At 64.5% G+C, this 17,844-nt stretch carries 16 protein-coding genes; 7 read left to right on the forward strand and 9 right to left on the reverse strand.

The genetic code is table 11. The features are described from left to right. Positions 1 to 179: 179 nt before the first annotated feature. On the reverse strand, positions 180 to 644 hold the full coding sequence (locus NJG22_RS23655; RefSeq protein WP_253098285.1) for a CopD family protein: 465 nt from the start codon (positions 642 to 644) through the stop codon (positions 180 to 182). A 98-nt stretch (positions 645 to 742) separates the two neighbouring features. Here NJG22_RS23655 and dinG point away from each other — a divergent pair, with 98 nt between their 5' ends. The 5 genes from dinG to pdxH all read left to right on the forward strand — a co-directional run bounded on the left by dinG (position 743) and on the right by pdxH (position 8,255). Next, positions 743 to 2,887, forward strand: coding sequence for an ATP-dependent DNA helicase DinG (gene dinG / locus NJG22_RS23660; protein ID WP_253098286.1), 2,145 nt, complete (start codon positions 743 to 745; stop codon positions 2,885 to 2,887). A gap of 81 nt (positions 2,888 to 2,968) precedes the next feature. Next, positions 2,969 to 5,185 (forward strand): beta-galactosidase, encoded by a 2,217-nt coding sequence (locus tag NJG22_RS23665; protein ID WP_253098287.1) that lies wholly within the window; start codon positions 2,969 to 2,971, stop codon positions 5,183 to 5,185. 174 nt (positions 5,186 to 5,359) lie between these two features. Beyond that, on the forward strand, positions 5,360 to 6,505 hold the full coding sequence (locus NJG22_RS23670) for a serine hydrolase domain-containing protein (RefSeq protein ID WP_253098296.1): 1,146 nt from the start codon (positions 5,360 to 5,362) through the stop codon (positions 6,503 to 6,505). Positions 6,506 to 6,604: 99 nt separating this feature from the next. Continuing rightward, on the forward strand, positions 6,605 to 7,588 hold the full coding sequence (locus NJG22_RS23675; RefSeq protein ID WP_253098288.1) for an OmpA family protein: 984 nt from the start codon (positions 6,605 to 6,607) through the stop codon (positions 7,586 to 7,588). 19 nt (positions 7,589 to 7,607) lie between these two features. Beyond that, complete coding sequence (gene pdxH / locus NJG22_RS23680) at positions 7,608 to 8,255, forward strand: pyridoxamine 5'-phosphate oxidase (RefSeq protein ID WP_253098289.1); 648 nt, start codon at positions 7,608 to 7,610, stop codon at positions 8,253 to 8,255. Positions 8,256 to 8,353: 98 nt separating this feature from the next. Here the strand turns inward: pdxH and NJG22_RS23685 are convergent, their stop codons facing one another. Next, entirely contained in the window at positions 8,354 to 8,605 is a 252-nt protein-coding gene (locus NJG22_RS23685; protein WP_253098290.1) for a hypothetical protein, read from the reverse strand. A 148-nt stretch (positions 8,606 to 8,753) separates the two neighbouring features. On the opposite strand from NJG22_RS23685, the gene NJG22_RS23690 reads away from it, so the two are divergent. Further along, positions 8,754 to 9,218 carry a glycine zipper 2TM domain-containing protein gene (locus NJG22_RS23690; protein WP_023632818.1) on the forward strand — a complete coding sequence of 155 codons (465 nt, stop codon included), beginning with the start codon at positions 8,754 to 8,756 and terminating at the stop codon, positions 9,216 to 9,218. A 75-nt stretch (positions 9,219 to 9,293) separates the two neighbouring features. On the opposite strand, the gene NJG22_RS23695 is transcribed toward NJG22_RS23690, so the two are convergent. The 7 genes from NJG22_RS23695 to NJG22_RS23725 form a co-directional block, all read right to left on the reverse strand. Further along, the gene (locus NJG22_RS23695) at positions 9,294 to 10,907 is read right to left on the reverse strand and encodes an NAD(P)/FAD-dependent oxidoreductase (RefSeq protein WP_253098291.1); all 1,614 of its coding nucleotides are present in this window, start codon (positions 10,905 to 10,907) and stop codon (positions 9,294 to 9,296) included. A 103-nt stretch (positions 10,908 to 11,010) separates the two neighbouring features. Continuing rightward, positions 11,011 to 11,688, reverse strand: coding sequence for a hypothetical protein (locus NJG22_RS23700; protein ID WP_253098292.1), 678 nt, complete (start codon positions 11,686 to 11,688; stop codon positions 11,011 to 11,013). A 243-nt stretch (positions 11,689 to 11,931) separates the two neighbouring features. Next, positions 11,932 to 12,633, reverse strand: a complete 702-nt coding sequence (locus tag NJG22_RS23705; RefSeq protein ID WP_253098293.1) for an ATP-binding cassette domain-containing protein — start codon at positions 12,631 to 12,633, stop codon at positions 11,932 to 11,934. Beyond that, positions 12,634 to 13,401 (reverse strand): high-affinity branched-chain amino acid ABC transporter ATP-binding protein LivG, encoded by a 768-nt coding sequence (gene livG / locus NJG22_RS23710; RefSeq protein WP_070094357.1) that lies wholly within the window; start codon positions 13,399 to 13,401, stop codon positions 12,634 to 12,636. Beyond that, complete coding sequence (locus NJG22_RS23715) at positions 13,398 to 14,654, reverse strand: high-affinity branched-chain amino acid ABC transporter permease LivM (RefSeq protein ID WP_217853341.1); 1,257 nt, start codon at positions 14,652 to 14,654, stop codon at positions 13,398 to 13,400. Before NJG22_RS23715 ends, livG begins: the two co-directional genes overlap by 4 nt. After that, positions 14,651 to 15,574, reverse strand: coding sequence for a high-affinity branched-chain amino acid ABC transporter permease LivH (gene livH, locus NJG22_RS23720; protein ID WP_138221160.1), 924 nt, complete (start codon positions 15,572 to 15,574; stop codon positions 14,651 to 14,653). Before livH ends, NJG22_RS23715 begins: the two co-directional genes overlap by 4 nt. Positions 15,575 to 15,811: 237 nt before the next feature. Beyond that, a complete protein-coding gene (locus NJG22_RS23725) occupies positions 15,812 to 16,927 on the reverse strand; it encodes a branched-chain amino acid ABC transporter substrate-binding protein (RefSeq protein ID WP_253098294.1) in 1,116 nt (371 codons plus the stop codon). 356 nt (positions 16,928 to 17,283) lie between these two features. Here NJG22_RS23725 and NJG22_RS23730 point away from each other — a divergent pair, with 356 nt between their 5' ends. Then, a complete protein-coding gene (locus NJG22_RS23730) occupies positions 17,284 to 17,589 on the forward strand; it encodes a DUF2288 domain-containing protein (RefSeq protein ID WP_253098295.1) in 306 nt (101 codons plus the stop codon). The last annotated feature ends 255 nt before the right edge of the window (positions 17,590 to 17,844 follow it).

Below are 17,844 nucleotides of genomic sequence, written 5' to 3' on the forward strand. Positions count from 1 at the left end.
GGATGAATGGAGCCAGCGGTTTTTGCCTACTTTTGCCCGCGTGCAAAAGTAGGTCGCCGTAAGGGCGAAAAGGTGACTAAATGTCGACATCATCTACGAATGCGCATACAAAAATCAAAACCATCACTACCGAGCCCGAGCCCGAGCCCGAGCCCGAGCCCGAACCCGAACCCGCCCTCTCAAACCCAAACCCGAGAACTGGCCACCCCCACCACCAACCCCCCAATCAACAAGTTAACCCCCACCAACCGCCGAATCCGCCCCAGCACCCCAGCGCCGGTAGCCCAATCCTCGGCCTGCACCGCCGCCCGCAGCTCGGGCAACAACAACCCCTGAACCCGCATGAACAACGCAAACATGACGATCCCCCCGCCAATCATCACCTGCACGTAGCGAGGCGCAGTCTCGAACCCGGCAAAGCGCAGGTGGATCATGCCGACCCCGCTGACAGCCAGCACCGCCACCGCCAGCCAGACCCATCTGAAGAACCGCTGGAAAACCTCCACCCACAAGCGCAGCCGCGCCGGCCCTTCGAGGGCGGCAACCGTGGCCGGGCGCAGCACCAGCCAGGCGAAGAACATCCCACCGACCCACACCAGGGCGGCCAGGACATGCAAGGTGTAGGGCAGGGCAAAGGCAAGCATCCGGATCTCCATGGGGCACAAAGGGCAATAGCGGGGTATGATAGCCGGCCCATGCGAAACACTGAAAATATATCCAGCCCTCCGGGCGCCCGCAGACCATGATCAGCAACGAACTCAAAGCCACCATCCAGGGCGCCTATTCGCGTTTCCTCGAAGCCAAAAGCCTCAAGCCACGCTATGGCCAGCGCCTGATGATCGCCGAAGTGGCCAAGGTGCTCGGCGACATCGCCTGCGACGACGAAGGCCGCCGCGCGGGCGAGCCCGCCGTGGTGGCGGTCGAGGCCGGCACCGGTACCGGCAAGACCGTCGCCTACAGCCTCGCCGCGATCCCCGCCGCCAAGGCCGCCGGCAAGCGCCTGGTGATCGCCACCGCCACCGTCGCGCTGCAGGAGCAGATCGTCTTCAAGGACCTGCCCGACCTGATGCGCAACAGCGGGCTGAACTTCAGCTTCGCCCTGGCCAAGGGGCGGGGCCGCTACCTGTGCCTGTCCAAGCTCGACATCCTGCTGCAGGAAGGCCACGCCCAGTCGGCCACCGCGCAGTTGTTCGAGGAAGAAGGCTTCCATATCGAAGTCGACGAGCGCAGCCAGAAGCTGTTCAACAGCATGATCGAGAAGCTCGCCGGCAACCGCTGGGACGGCGACCGCGACAGCTGGTCGGAGGCCATCGAGGACCAGGACTGGGCGCGCCTGACCACCGACCACAGCCAGTGCACCGGCCGCCATTGCCCGAATTTCCAGCAGTGCGTGTTCTACAAGGCCCGTGAAGGCATGGGCAAGGTCGACGTGATCGTCACCAACCACGACATGGTCCTGGCCGACCTGGCGCTGGGCGGCGGCGCGGTGCTGCCCGACCCACGCGAAACCATGTACGTGTTCGACGAAGGCCACCACCTGCCGGACAAAGCCATTGGCCACTTCGCCCATTACTCGCGCCTGCGCTCCACCGCCGACTGGCTGGAGCAGACCGCCAAGAACCTGACCAAGCTGCTGGCCCAGCACCCGCTGCCGGGCGACCTGGGCAAGTACATCGAGCAGGTGCCGGAGCTGGCCCGCGAGGTGCGTACCCAGCAGCAGTTCATGTTCACCCTGTGCGAGCAGGTCGCCGACTTCCGCGTCGGCGAGGACATGGAAGGCCGCGACCGCCCGCGCTACCGTTTCGAAGGCGGCGTGGTGCCCGAGCAGATCCGCGAAGTCGGCATCGAACTCAAGAAGGGCTTCGCCCGCCTCAACGACCTGTTCACCCGCCTGGCCGACCTGCTCAAGGAAGGCATGGACGGTGAGAACAACATCGGCATCGCCAGCCACCAGGCCGAGGAGTGGTACCCGCTGTTCGGCAGCCTGGTGACCCGTGCCCAGGGCAACTGGGAGCTGTGGACCGCCTTCACCGCCGAAGACCCCGAGGACAACCCGCCCATGGCGCGCTGGCTGACCCTGGCCGAGAGCGGCGCGCTGTTCGACATCGAGGTCAACGCAAGCCCCATCCTGGCCGCCGAGATGCTGCGCAAGAGCCTGTGGAACGTCGCCCATGGTGCCTTGGTGACCTCGGCGACCTTGACCGCGCTGGGCAAGTTCGACCGCTTCCGCATGCGCTCGGGGCTGCCCCGCGATGCCGTGCAGTGCGTGGTACCCAGCCCATTCGTGCACGGCGACGCCGGCCTGCTGCGGGTGCCCGACCTGGGCGCCGACCCACGTGATGCCGCCGCCCACACCGCGGCGATCATCCGTGAGCTGCCGGCCATCGTCGAGGACGCCCGTGGCGCATTGGTGCTGTTCTCCTCGCGCAAGCAGATGCAAGACGTATTCGACGGCCTGGACCGCGACTGGCGCAAGCTGGTGCTGATCCAGGGCAACCTGTCCAAGCAGGAGACCCTCAACAAGCACAAGGCGCGGGTCGATGATGGCCAGCACAGCGTGCTGTTCGGCCTGGCCAGCTTCGCCGAAGGCGTCGACTTGCCGGGCGCTTACTGCGAGCACGTGGTGATCGCCAAGATCCCCTTCGCCGTGCCAGACGACCCGGTCGAGGCGGCCCTGGCCGAGTGGATCGAGGCCCGCGGCGGCAATCCGTTCATGGAAATCGCCGTGCCCGACGCCTCGCTGCGCCTGATCCAGGCCTGCGGTCGCCTGTTGCGTACCGAACAGGACCGCGGGGTGATCACCTTGCTCGACCGCCGCCTGGTCACCCAACGCTACGGCAAGGCTATCCTCAATGCACTGCCGCCCTTCCGACGGGAAATCGGCTGATTGCCGGAGCAAGATGCGCCACCCGTTGTCCATTACTCGATCTGGAGCCCGTGACGGGCTCTGAAGGAGAGCCTCCGCCCTATGCTCCGCCGTACCCTGCCTGTGCTGTTTTCCCTGTTGTTCAGCGCGCCCTTGCTCGCCGGGCAACAGACGCTGTTCAGTTTCGTGCGCCCGGCCTCGGTGGTGAACGTAGTCACCCAGGACGCCACGCTGCCGCAGTACAACGCGGAACAGACAGCCGAAGGCGAGGTATTGCGACGGGTGGTATTCAACCCGGTGGCGCAGCCGACCTTGCGCCTGGCCCCGCAGAGCGGAGCCTGGGACTGGTCGGCCGGGCAGGCCCTGACCCTGCGCCTGCAAAGCGGCATGGATTGGGCCCTGACCGTCAACGTGACGATACAGAGCAGTGACGGGCGTACCCTCACCAGCCGCATCGACCTGCCGGCCGGCCCGGCGCAGACGGTAATGATCCCGCTCCAGGCCCGCTCGCCGCTGAGCCAGGGCATGCGCGCCGGGCCGCCGATGCCCTGGGTTTTCGAAGGCCAACGCCTGCTGCTGGCCAGTAGTGAAGGGGCGGTGGACCTGGCGCAGGTCACGTCGCTCAGCCTGAGCATCCCGGGGCCGAAGGTGGCACAGAGCCTGCTGATCGAGAAAGTCGGGGTGCAGGATGACGATCTGGCCTTCAAGGCCGCCTATGCCGAGCTGATCGATGGCTACGGCCAGTCAACCCGTGGGCGCTGGCCAGAAAAGATCGTCAACGACGAGCAGCTCAAGGCTGCCGACAGCCGCGAGCAGGTACAGCTCAAGGCCTGGCTGGCCGAGCGCGACACGCTCAAGCTGGATGCCTACGGCGGCGTGCTGGCGGGCCCGGTGTTCGAGGCCAAGGGCTTCTTCCGCAGCGAGAAGCGCGAGGGCCGCTGGTACCTGGTGACCCCGGACGGGCACGCGTTCTATTCGCTGGGCGTCAACGCCGTGGCCGCCGACGGCGGGCGCACCTATGTCGCCGGGCGCGAAGGCATGTTCAAGACCCTGCCGGGTGAAGGCGACGCGCTGGCGGCGTTTTATGGCCAGGGCAACAATGACGATGGCAATGCTTCGTCCCAGGGCCGTGGTTTCAAGCAGGGGCGCTGGTTCGACTTCTATGCCGGCAATCTCCAGCGCACCTACGGCAAACCCTGCGCGCAAGGTGACCAGGCCGCGGTCTGCCCACCCTTGGTGGTGGATGCGTCCCGCTGGCAGGCCCATACCCTCGATCGCCTGCAAGCCTGGGGCTTCAATACCCTGGGCAACTGGAGCGACCCGGCGCTGGGCCAGGCCAAGCGCATGCCCTACACCTTGGCGCTGTCGATCGTCGGCGATTACACCAGCATCAGCACCGGCATGGATTGGTGGGGCCGCATGCCCGACCCATTCGACCCGCGTTTCGCCATGGCCACCGAGCGCGCCGTGGCCATCGCCGCCCGCGATCACCGCGACGACCCCTGGCTGATCGGCTACTTTGCCGACAATGAGCTGGCCTGGGCCGCGCCGGGCGACGAGCCCAAGGCCCGCTATGGCCTGGCCTACGGCACCTTGCGCCTGACCACCGACGTGCCGGCCAAGCGCGCCTTCCTCAAGCAGTTGCGTGACAAGTACCGCAACCAGGCCGGCTTGTCCAAGGCCTGGGGTATCGAATTGACCGCCTGGGAACTGATGGAAGACCCAGGTTTCGAGGCGCCCCTGCCCAACCCCGAGCACCCGGAAATCGAGCGTGACTACCAGTATTTCCAGCAGGTGTTCGCCGAAACCTACTTCAAGACCATTTCCGATGCGCTGAAGTGGCATGCGCCCAATCACTTGCTGCTGGGTGGCCGTTACGCGGTGAGCACGCCCGAGGCGGTCAAGGCCTGCGCCGAGTTCTGCGACGTGCTGAGTTTCAACTTCTATACCCTCAGGCCCGAGGACGGCTACGATTTCGCCCGCCTGGCCGAGCTGGACAAGCCGGTGCTGGTGTCCGAGTTCCAGTTCGGTTCCCGCGACCGTGGCCCGTTCTGGCCTGGCCCGCTGGAAGTGGCCCGCGAGGAAGACCGCGGCCCGGCGTATGGCAATTTCCTCAAGGCCGCATTGGCCCAGCCGATGATCGTCGGCGCGCACTGGTTCCAGTACCTGGATCAACCTGCCAGCGGGCGCCTGCTCGATGGCGAGAATGGGCACCTGGGGCTGGTGGCGATCACCGATGTGCCCTATGCGGGTTTCATCGAAGCGGTGCGTCGCAGCAACCGACAAGCGCTCGCAGCGTTCAGCAAGCCCGCACCCTAGCGGCGCTTGGGCCCATTCGCCAGCAAGGCTGGTTCCTACAACAGCGAGATCCGCACGAAACCTGTAGGCGCCAGCCCTGCCCCACAACCACCCAGCCATCTCCAGTAGGCAAATCGGCCAACTACTGAAACAATGCACGCTTTTGCAAGCCAGGCCGTGCAGAGAGGTAGTCGGGTGCAGATCCAGGGTCACTATGAGCTGAAGTTCGAGGCGGTGCGCGAAGCCTTCGCCGCGTTGTTCGAGGACCCGCAGGAGCGCGGTGCCGCGCTGTGCATCCAGGTCGGCGGGCAAACCGTGGTCGACCTCTGGGCCGGCAGCGCCGACAAGGATGGCCGCGAGGCCTGGCACAGCGACACCATCGCCAACCTGTTCTCCTGCACCAAGGCCTTCACCGCCGTCACCGCCCTGCAACTGGTGGGCGAGGGCAAGCTGGCCCTCGACGCGCCCGTGGCGCGCTATTGGCCCGAGTTCGCCCAGGCCGGCAAGGAGCAGATCACCTTGCGCCAACTGCTCAGCCACCGCGCAGGCCTACCAGCCATTCGCCAGCTGCTGCCGGCCGAGGCCCTGTACGACTGGCAGGCGATGGTCGACGCCCTGGCCGCCGAAGCCCCCTGGTGGCGCCCCGGTAGCGAGCATGGCTACGCCGCCATCACCTATGGCTGGCTGATTGGCGAGCTGATTCGTCGCGCCGATGGCCGTGGCCCGGGTGACTCCATCGTCGCCCGTACTGCCAAGCCGCTGGGCCTGGACTTCCATGTCGGCCTGGCGGATGAAGAGTTCCACCGCGTGGCGCATATCGCCCGCGGCAAGGGTAACCCTGGCGATGCCGCGGCCCAGCGCCTGCTGCAGGTCACGATGCGCGAACCCGAGGCGTTGTCGACCCGGGCCTTCACCAACCCGCCGGCCATCCTCACCAGCACCAACAAGCCTGAGTGGCGGCGCATGCAGCAGCCGGCGGCCAATGGCCACGGCAATGCCCGCAGCCTGGCGGGTTTCTACGCCGGCCTGCTCGACGGCAGCCTGCTCGAGTCCGAACTGCTTGACGAGTTGACCCGCGAGCACAGCCTCGGCCAGGACCGCACCCTGCTGACCCAGACCCGCTTCGGCCTGGGCTGCATGCTCGACCAGCCGGATGTGGCCAATGCCACCTTCGGCCTGGGCGCCCGCGCCTTCGGCCACCCTGGCGCGGGTGGCTCGGTCGGTTTCGCCGACCCCGAACACGACGTTGCCTTCGGCTTCGTCACCAATACCCTGGGCCCCTACGTGCTGATGGATCCGCGCGCGCAGCGGCTGGTGCGTACCCTTGGCACTTGCCTTTGATCGGGTAACGCGGGTATTGCCCGAACCCTTTGACTATCCTCAATGCCAACGCCTGACGCGTATGGGCAAAATTTCTTTCTATTTCATGGTGTATCGCTGATGTCTTCACATAAAACCTTAGCACTCGCCCTGTGCCTGGCCATGACCGGCTGCGCCAGCCATTCGCAGGACTCGTCCAAGGACAGCGCGCTCAACTGGTGGCCGTTCGGCGCGGACAAGGTGGCCGACCAGGAAGTGAAAGAGGCCGTGGTCGAGAAGGTCGCCAAGGCCGATGCCAAGTCCGAGAGCAGCAGCCGCTGGTGGTGGCCATTTGGTGGCGACGCCAAGCAGGGCAAGGTCGCGGCCGTGCCGAAGATCGACCAGAAAGCCACCCAGGCCTGGCTTGACCAGTACGAACCCAAGGTCCGCGAGGCCATCAAGGGCAGCAAGTTCGAACTGGAGCGCCGCGAGGACGTGTTGGCCGTGACCATCCCGGTGGACAGCTCTTACAACCCGGACCGTCCGAACATGCTGCTGCCGGTCACCCTTGGCCCGATCACCCAGGTGGCCAAGGTCGTCGAGACCGACAGCAAGACCGCCGTACTGGTGCTCGGCCACGCCGACAGCAGCGGTGCCACCGCCGCCAACCAGAAGCTCAGCCTCGAGCGCGCCGCCTCGGTGTCGGCGATTTTCCGCCTCAGCGGCCTGCAGCGTGACCGCCTGATGCTCAAGGGCATGGGCTCGGTGATGCCGCGTGCTGCCAACGACAGCGCCGAGGGCCGTGCCCTGAACCGTCGCGTCGAACTGCTGCTGACCCCGCAGAACACCATGGTCGCGCTGCTGGCCAAGTACCAGCAGGCCGCGCCGACGCCGGCCGCCATGGTCGCGGTGCAAGACGCCAAGGCCCCGGCAGCCAAGGCCGCTACCGCCAAACCAGCCGCCAAGGCCGCCGCCAAGCCTGCGGCGAAGAAACCGGCCAAAGCCAAGGCCCCGGCCAAGGCCAGCACCACCGCGAAGAAGAAAGCCACTGCGGCCAAACCCGCCGCGAAGAAGGCTGCCACCGACAAGAAAGTCGCCGCCAACAGCCCTGCGAAGACCAACTGATCGTCAAGGAAACGCAGTCATGACCCAATCCCTGGCCGATATGCGCCGCGACTACACCCGTGATGGCCTGGCCGAAGCCCAGGCCCCGGGGGAGCCGTTCGCGCTGTTTCACCACTGGTTCGCCGATGCGCTGAAGACCGAGCAGCTACCGGTGGAAGCCAATGCCATGACCCTGGCGACCGTCGATGCCGACGGCCGCCCGCATTGCCGGGTGCTGTTGCTCAAGGCCCTGGATACGCGCGGGTTCACCTTTTTCACCAACTACCAAAGCGCCAAGGGCCAGCACATTGCGGCCAATCCCTTTGCCGCGATGACCTTCTTCTGGCCGGCGCTGGAGCGTCAGGTGCGCATTGAAGGGCGAGTGGAAAAGGTCACGGCCAAGGAGTCGGACGACTACTACCAAGTGCGCCCGTTGGGCAGCCGACTGGGGGCCTGGGCGTCGCCGCAAAGCCGGGTGATAGCCGATCGCGCCGAGCTTGAAGGCCTGGTGAAGGCCACCGAGGCACGCTTCAGCGATACCCAGCCCGATTGCCCGGAACATTGGGGGGGCTACCGCCTGTTGCCGGAGCGCGTGGAGTTCTGGCAGGGGCGAGCGAGCCGCTTGCATGACCGGCTCAATTACCGGCTGGTGGATGGGCAGTGGTTGCGCGAGCGCCTGGCGCCGTGATTTGCCGGTGCGGCACGGTGGAATAATCGTGGGAGCGGGGCAAGCCCGCTGCCACGCCGCTGCCTAGGCGCTGTAGTTCAACGCAGCCTGAACGAGTATCAAGGCTTTTCGTGCAGAGCCTTAGGCGTTTTCGCCGCCTCCCGCTGCAACCATTCCCCCAGCGCCTTGCGCTTGACCTTCTCCTTGCGTGCCCGCTCGAGCAACGCCAGCATGCATGCCCGCCGGTGTGGGTCATCCCCGGCCAGCGACAACGCCAGGTCGCGGTCCATCCAGCGGCGCATGCGCATATACAGCCAGCCGTGAAAATACAGGCCGGCGATGGTCACGACGACGACGATGAAGTAATCCATGGCTATCCTTGGTCTCACCTGTAGCCCCGCTGCACAGCCAACGGTGGCTGTACCTGAGCTGAATGAAAACAATTTTATAACCTTTGCGCCGTGACACCCGTCAAGGCGAAGAGTCTAATGCTTACCTGACTTACTGGAGATGCTCCTCATGCGTAAATCCGCTTTGCTGCTGGCCAGCTTCACCACCGTGTCGCTGCTGCTGGGCGGCTGCCAATCGTCGCTGACCGGCGACAGCTACTCCCGTGATGAGGCCCGCCGCGTGCAGACCGTGCGCATGGGCACCATCGAATCCTTGCGCCCGGTGAAGATCGAAGGCACCAAGACCCCGATCGGCGGTGGCGCTGGTGCCATCGTCGGTGGCGTCGCCGGCAGCGCCGTGGGCGGTGGCCGTGGCAGCATCGTTGCCGCGGTCATCGGTGCCGTGGCCGGCGGCCTGGCCGGCTCGGCCGCCGAAGAAGGCCTGACCCGCACCCAGGGCGTGGAAATCACCGTGCGCGAAGACGACGGCAGCATGCGTGCCTATGTGCAGCAGGTGCAGCAGAACGAGATCTTCCGCGTCGGCGAGCGTGTGCGCATCATGACGGTCGATGGCACCAGCCGCGTCACTCACTGATCTTGCGCGCAAAAACAAACCCCGACCGGCCTAGCCGTGTCGGGGTTTCTTTTTGTCCCCAGGTGGGCTGTCGAGTCAGTCGTTCAGCCCGAGCATGTCCCGCGCCACGGCTTCGGCGATGCGAATGCCGTCGACGCCTGCCGACAGGATGCCGCCGGCATAGCCTGCGCCTTCACCGGCGGGGAACAGCCCCTTGAGGTTCAGGCTCTGGTAGTCGGCGCCACGGGTGATGCGCAGTGGCGAGGAGGTGCGCGTCTCGATGCCGGTTAACACCGCGTCATGCAGGTTGTAGCCCTTGATCTGGCGATCGAACGCTGGCAGCGCTTCGCGGATCGCCTCGATGGCGAAGTCCGGCAGGCTCGGCGCCAGGTCGCCCAGGGTGACCCCTGGTTTGTACGAAGGCTCGACACTGCCCAGCGCGGTGGACGCACGCCCGGCGACAAAGTCGCCGACCAGCTGCGCGGGGGCCTGGTAGTTGCTGCCGCCCATCACGTAGGCGTGCGCCTCCAGGCGCTCCTGCAACTCGATACCGGCCAATGGGCCGCCTGGGTAGTCGCGCTCGGGGTCGATGCCGACGACGATGCCGGAGTTGGCGTTGCGTTCGTTACGCGAGTACTGGCTCATGCCGTTGGTGACCACCCGGCCCGGCTCGCTGGTGGCGGCGACCACGGTGCCGCCCGGGCACATGCAGAAGCTGTACACCGAACGACCGTTCTTGGCGTGGTGCACCAGCTTGTAGTCGGCGGCGCCGAGTTTCGGGTGGCCGGCATACTTGCCCAGGCGCGCCTTGTCGATCAGCGACTGCGGGTGTTCGATACGGAACCCCACCGAGAACGGCTTGGCCTCCATGAACACACCCTTGGCATGCAGCATGCGGAAGGTATCGCGGGCGCTGTGGCCCAGGGCCAGCACTACGTGCCGGGATTGCAGCTGTTCGCCGCTTTCCAGGACTACGCCGGTAAGCTGCTCGCCGTCCACCAGCAGGTCGGTGACTTTCTGCTCGAAGCGTACCTCGCCGCCCAGGTTGATGATTTCCTCGCGCATCTTCTCGACCATGCTGGTCAAGCGGAAGGTGCCGATGTGCGGCTTGTTGATGTAGAGGATTTCCTCCGGCGCGCCAGCCTTGACGAACTCTTCCAGAACCTTGCGGCCGTGGTGCTGCGGGTCCTTGATCTGGCTGTACAGCTTGCCGTCGGAGAAGGTCCCGGCGCCGCCTTCGCCAAACTGCACGTTGGACTCGGGGTTGAGCACGCTCTTGCGCCACAGGCCCCAGGTGTCCTTGGTGCGCTGGCGCACTTCCTTGCCGCGCTCGAGCACGATCGGCTTGAAGCCCATCTGAGCCAGCAGCAGGCCGGCGAAGATGCCACAAGGGCCGAAGCCGACCACGAGCGGGCGCTCCTGCAGCACGGCCGGGGCCTGGCCGACGAACTTGTAGCTGACGTCCGGGGCGACGCCGACCTTGCTGTCATCTGCGAAACGGCGTAGCAGTTCGGCTTCGTTGCTGGTCTGCAGGTCGATGGTGTAGATGAACAGCAATTCGCTGTTCTTCTTGCGGGCGTCGTAGCTGCGCTTGAACAGGGTGAAGCCGAGCAGTTGCGCGTCGTCGATGCCCAGGCGCTGGACGATGGCCGCGCGCAGCTCGTCGTCGGAGTGGTCCAGGGGCAGCTTCAGTTCGGTGATTCGTAGCATGGCAGGGTCCAGTATCCCGGCCATGGGCGGCCGGCGGCTTTACACAAACCGCCAAGTATAAGCTGTTCGCCACCCAGACTGGCAGGATAAAAGCACCCAGCGGTCAGAGATCGCGGGCACCGCCGTAGTAGGCGCAGCCTTGCAGGGTCTTGCCGTCCATGCGCAGTTCGGCCTTGAGGTGGCGGATGGCACCCGTGGCGCCGTCGACGCAGCGCTGCGGCGCGACCCACAACTCGACGCGCTGGCCGTTGGCTTCGCTGGACAGGCTCAGGCCGCCACCGGGCAGTGCTTCTTCCAGGTAGGGCAGTGGCAGCGGCGGCTCGCCGACGCGGTTGAGGACCATGCCCTTGCCGCTGGCCTTGATGTCCCAGTCCGGCTCGTTGCCACCGGCGCGCAGGGTCAGCTGCTTGAAGTTGGGGTCTTCGCAGCCGCTGTATTCGGAGGTTTCCAGGCGGTACAGGCGAGTCACCTCGAGTTGGCCATCGCTGCCGGCTTGCTGGCTGCCGGTCATGCGCCCTCGCACATCGGCGAACAGTTTGTCACCGGCGTCATCGGCCAGGTTGGCGGCTTCCTGGAGAATGCCGGTGCCGGCGGCGTCCTTGATGATGAAGCGGCGGCTTTCGCGGCATGGCTTGAACAGCAGGTGGCCGCCGGCTGCGCTCAGTTCGCCCTGCAGGCGGGTGCTGCCGAGGTTTGGGTCGACTGGTTTTTCGGCCAGCACCTGGCAGCCGGCGAACAGCGGCAGCAGGGCGGTGAGCAGCAGGGAAGGGGTGAGGCGCATGGGGCGGGCTCCGGTGTTCGGGCAAAAAGTGCCGGCCACGTTACCGAGCCTGTGGGGTGTCTACAAGGGGGACAAGAGCACTGTACGCGTCGTGGCGTAGGAGCCAGCCTTGCTGGCGAATCAGGCGCCTCGGTGGATGGCACCGGCTACGCCGGTGTTCGCCGGCAAGGCCGGCTCCTAAACGGGTCATGCCAACAGCAAATTCAACAGGCAGAAAAAAGGGCCCGAAGGCCCTTTGATCGATCAACCTCCCAGGTAGGCGTCGCGCACCTTCGGGTCGGTCAACAGCGCTTCACCGCTGCCCTGCATCACCACCTTGCCGTTTTCCAGCACGTAGGCGCGGTCGGCGATCTTCAGCGCCTGGTTGGCGTTCTGCTCGACCAGGAACACGGTCACGCCATCGCGGCGCAACTGTTCGATGATGTCGAAGATCTGCTGGATGATGATCGGCGCCAGGCCCAGCGACGGTTCGTCGAGCAGCAGCAACTTGGGCTTGCTCATCAGCGCCCGGCCGATGGCCAGCATCTGCTGCTCGCCGCCGGACATGGTGCCGCCACGCTGGATGTAGCGCTCCTTCAGGCGCGGGAACAACTGCAGGACCTTGTCCAGTTGCTCCTGGTAGTCGCCCTTGTTGGTGAAGAAACCGCCCATGGCCAGGTTTTCCTCGACGGTCAGGCGGGCGAACACGCGGCGGCCTTCCGGCACCACCGCGATGCTCTTGCGCATGATGTGCGAGGACGGCTGGCCGACCAGCTCCTCTCCCAGGTACTTGATGCTGCCGCTGCTCGCCTGGGGCGAGCCGCACAGGGTCATCAGCAAGGTCGACTTGCCGGCGCCGTTGGCGCCGATCAGGGTGACGATCTCGCCCTGGTTGATCTCGACGTTGACGCTGTGCAGCGCCTGGATCTTGCCGTAGAAGGTGGAAACGTTCTCGAACTTCAGCATTTACGCCTCCCCCAGGTAGGCCTTGATCACATCCGGGTTGCCGCGAATCTCTTCCGGCGTGCCGTCGGCCAGGGGCGTGCCCTGGTTGATCACCACGATGTGGTCGGAAATGCTCATCACCAGTTTCATGTCGTGCTCGATCAGCAGCACGGTCACGTTGTGCGATTCGCGCAGGTAGCCAATGAGGGCCTTGAGGTCCTCGGTCTCCTTGGGGTTCAGGCCGGCTGCCGGTTCGTCGAGCATGATGATCCGCGGTTGGGTCATCATGCAGCGGGCGATTTCCAGGCGCCGTTGCTGGCCGTAGGCGAGGGTGCCGGCGGTACGGTTGGCGAACTCGGTCAGGTTGACCTTCTCCAGCCAGTACTGGGCGCGCTCCATGGCCTCTTTTTCGCTGCGGCGGAAGCTCGGGGTCTTGAACAGGCCGGCGAAGAAGTTGGTATTGAGGTGGCGGTGCTGGGCGATCAGCAGGTTCTCCAGCGCGGTCATCTCCTTGAACAGGCGCACGTTCTGGAAGGTCCGCACCACGCCCTTGCGGGCGATCTGGTGGCCGGCCAGGCCCTGGATCGGCTGGCCGTCGAGCAGGATGGTACCGCCGCTGGGCTTGTAGAAGCCGGTCAGGCAGTTGAACACCGTGGTCTTGCCGGCGCCGTTGGGGCCGATCAAGGCCACCACCTGTTTTTCCTTGACGGTCAGGCCCACGCCGTTGACCGCCAACAAGCCGCCGAAGCGCATGCTCAGGCCGCTGACTTGCAGAATTTCGCGGCTCATCGACGCAGCTCCATGTGTGGACGTTGCATGGGCAGCAGGCCCTGCGGACGCCAGATCATCATCAACACCATCAGCGCCCCGAACATCAGCATCCGGTACTCGCTGAACTCACGCATCATCTCCGGCAGCAGGATCATCACGATGGCCGCGAGAATCACGCCCAATTGCGAGCCCATGCCGCCCAGCACGACGATGGCGAGGATGATCGCCGACTCGATGAAGGTGAACGACTCCGGTGTCACCAGGCCCTGGCGGGCGGCAAAGAAGCTGCCGGCGAAACCGGCGAAGCAGGCACCCAGGGTGAAGGCCGAGAGCTTGATCACGGTAGGGTTCAGGCCCAGCGCGCGGCAGGCGATCTCGTCTTCGCGCAGCGCTTCCCAGGCACGGCCGATCGGCATGCGCAGCAGGCGGTTGATCACGAACAGCGCCAGCAAGGCCAGCAGCAGGGCCACCAGGTAGAGGAAGATCACCTTGTTGATCGAGTTGTACTGCAGCCCGAAGAACTCGTGGAAGGTCTGCATCCCCTCGGCGGCCTTGCGTTCGAAGGTCAGGCCGAAGAACTCAGGCTTGGGGATGTTGCTGATGCCGTTGGGGCCACCGGTCCAGTCGGTGAGGTTACGCAGGAACAGGCGGATGATTTCGCCAAAGCCCAGGGTCACGATCGCCAGGTAGTCGCCGCGCAGGCGCAGCACCGGGAAACCGAGCAGGAAGCCAAAGGTGGCGGCCATCAAGCCGGCGATCGGCAGGCACACCCAGAAGCTCCAGCCCAGGTAATGCGAGAGCATCGCATAGCTGTAGGCGCCGACGGCATAGAAGCCGACATAACCCAGGTCGAGCAACCCGGCCAGGCCGACCACGATGTTCAGGCCCAGGCCCAGCAGCACGTAGATCAGGATCAGCGTGGCGATGTCGACCGCGCCGCGCGAGCCGAAGAACGGCCAGATCAGCGCCGCCACGATCAGCCCCATGATCACCCAGCGCTGGGTTTTCGGCAGGGTCAGGAAGTTGCTCACCGAAGGCGGTACCAGCTTGCGCTCCGAGCGGCGGCCCATCACTGCGCTCCACTGCTTGTCGAACAGCACGCGCAGGAACATCAGCACCGAGCACGCGGCGATGATGCTGATGGTGAACGAACCCTGGCTGTGCACGATCAGGCTGATGCCGTCGATGCTGAGTTTCAGGCCCAGCACCGGGAAGGCCACGGCCCAGACCAGCAAGGCGCTGAAGAACGCCTGTTTGAGATTTCTGTTCATACTTTTTCAACCTCCGGGCGGCCCAGGATGCCGGTCGGCCGGAACAGCAGGACAAGAACCAAAAGACCGAATGCCACCACGTCCTTGTACTGGTCGCCGAAGATATCGGCGCCGAACGCTTCGGCCACGCCCAGCACCAGCCCGCCGAGCATGGCGCCCGGAATGCTGCCGATGCCGCCCAGCACCGCCGCGGTGAAGGCTTTCAGGCCTACCAGGAAACCGGCGTTGGGGTTGATCACCCCGTACTGCATGCTCAGCAGCACGGCCGCCACCGCCGCCAGGGCGGCACCGATGACGAAGGTCAGGGCGATGATGTTATTGGTGTTGATGCCCAGCAGGTTGGCCATCTTGATGTCCTCGGCGCAGGCACGGCAGGCGCGGCCCAGGCGGGAACGGGAGATGAACAGGGTCAGGCAGGTCATGGCGATGAGGGTCACCACGAACACCAGGATCTGCATGTACGAGACCAGCACTTCCTCCGCACCGCCCGGGCCGAACGAGAAGCTGCCGGGGATCAGGTTGGGGATGGACTTGTCCTTGGAGTCCTGCGACAACAGGACGGTGTTCTGCAGGAAGATCGACATGCCGATGGCGGAGATCAGCGGGATCAGCCGGTTGCTGTTGCGCAGCGGCCGGTAGGCGACCCGTTCGATGCTGTAGCCGTAGGCACTGGTGACACAGATGGTGGCGACGAAGGCCACGGTCATCAGGATCGGCAACGAATGGATACCCATCATGGCCAGCCCGGCCAGGGCGATGAAGGCCACGTAGCTACCGATCATGTACACCTCGCCGTGGGCGAAGTTGATCATGCCGATGATGCCGTACACCATCGTGTAACCGATGGCGATCAGCGCGTAGGTACTGCCGATGGTCAATCCGTTAACCAGTTGTTGTAGGAAATGGTAGATCTCAGGCATTACAGCGCTCCTAAAAACCTGATTTGCATTTCGCTGGCGGGGGTGACCCGGGCCCTTGTTCTCGCGGTCTTCGCCACGTGATCGTTGTGCGGGCACAGCCAGGAAACCGCGGGTGACGGTTTTAAGATTTTCAGGTGAGCCGGCCCCCGGATCACGGGGATCGGGCCCATAGAACCTCGTAAAACAAAGCCCACTGCTCGCACAGTGGGCTTCTCGGTCAGCTATTTAGTCACGCAGTTACTGAGGGGAAACTTCGGTCTTCGGCTTGCCGAAGTGCCATTCGTAGACCACGAACTTGAAGTTCTTCAGGTCGCCCTTGTCGTCATACGACAGGTCGCCGGTCGGGGTCTTGAAGGTGCCTTTGTGAATGGCCGCGGCCACCTTGTCGGTGTCCTCGGAGCCAGCAGCCTTGATGCCCTGGGCGATCAGTTCGACAGCCGAGTAGGCCGGGAACACGAACGGACCGCTCGGGTCCTTGCCGTCGGCCTTGATGGCATCGACGATGGCCTTGTTCTCTGGGGCGGCGTCGAAGGACTTGGGCAGGGTCACCAGCAGGCCTTCGGAAGCGCCTTGGGCGATCTGCGAGATGGAGTCGTTACCCACGCCTTCCGGGCCCATGAACTTGGCTTTCAGGCCTTTCTCTTGCGCCTGGCGCAGGATCAGGCCCAGTTCCGGGTGGTAGCCGCCGTAGTAGACGAAGTCGACGTTGTTCTGCTTGAGTTTCTGGATGATCGAGGAGAAGTCCTTATCACCGGCGTTCAGGCCTTCGAACACGGCCACCTTGACGCCTTTGCCTTCCAGGGTGGTCTTCACCGCGGTGGCGATGCCTTCACCGTATTGCTGCTTGTCGTGCAGCACGGCGACCACTTTCGGCTTGACGTGGTCGGCGATGTAGTTGCCGGCGGCCGGGCCCTGGGCGCTGTCCAGGCCGATGGTGCGGAAGATCAGCTTGTAGCCACGGCTGGTGATTTCCGGGGAGGTGGCGGCGGGGGTGATCATGATCACGCCTTCGTCTTCGTAGATGTCGGACGCCGGCTGGGTGGAGCTGGAGCACAGGTGGCCGATGACGAACTTGACGCCGTCGTTGACCACTTTGTTGGCGACGGCCACGGCCTGTTTAGGGTCGCACGCGTCGTCGTATTCCTTGGCTTCGAGCATCTTGCCATCGACGCCGCCCTTGGCGTTGATGTCCTTGATGGCCTGTTTGGCGCCGGTGAACTGCATGTCGCCGTATTGCGTGACCGGGCCGGTCTTGGGACCTGCGATACCGATCTTGATGGTATCGGCGGCAAACGAATGGCTGGCAACCCCGGCCAGAACCATTGCGGCGAACAGCTTGGAAATCTTGATCATAGTGCTCCACTCATTCTGTTGTAATTCTTATAGACCTGAGGTCAGGGCTACAGACCGGGCGGGGCTGCGCAGGCTACGCCAATGCGCCAACCCCACCTTCCCCCGGAACATGTCCCGGAACTGTACCGGTACAGTGTAGAGCGCTGCCCGAGCGCTTGAAAAGCGGGCGAAAAGCGTCTGTTTCCAGGGGTGTCGCCTGGTCGACATAAAGATACAGAAAAGCGCCATCACTTTGCCTGTATCCGTGTCCCGCCCCCACGAGTTCGGGCCTGATCGACCAAATTACGTATTTGAAACCAGGTTTTTCTGCAAAAATGCCGGCCTTTTTTGTTGGACGATCTTTGCGCAGGTAACCCATGACTGATCAAGTAAGCACCCTCTATGCCAAATTGCTCGGCGAGACCGCCGTCATCGAGTGGAAAGCCTTGGAGCGTTTCTGGGCCAAGGGTGACCTGATTTGGGTCGACCCCTCCCTCGACCTGATCACCGTTGCCGAGGCGATGGCCGAGAATCGCCGCGAGATCTTCGCCAAGTGGCGCAATGATGGCAGTGTCGGGCCGGTCTCTGCCGAGCAGGCGCTCGAGCTGCAAACCCGCGATCCAGAGATCTGGGCGGTAGTGGTTTCGCCGTTCATCGTGATCCAGACGAAGAAAGCGGAATAAGCACGCGCTTTTTTAGTGCGTGATAACGCGCAGATGCATCGTGCTGGTGCGCGTTGACGCTCACGTAAGGTGGAAACAAGTAACACGGCGGGGGTGGTTCGGCGGGGCGGTAACAGTTTACGGCATGCGTAATGGGTGATCGCGTAGGAGCCGGCTTGCCGGCGAACACCGGCGCTTGGTTCGCCAGCAAGGCTGGCTTGTATGGTAGGACTTGAAGGGAGGAGGAGGGACAAAGTTGGCTTCTGACTGTTAGCG

The organism is Pseudomonas sp. VA159-2, assembly GCF_024126635.1.
Classification (GTDB): domain Bacteria; phylum Pseudomonadota; class Gammaproteobacteria; order Pseudomonadales; family Pseudomonadaceae; genus Aquipseudomonas; species Aquipseudomonas muyukensis.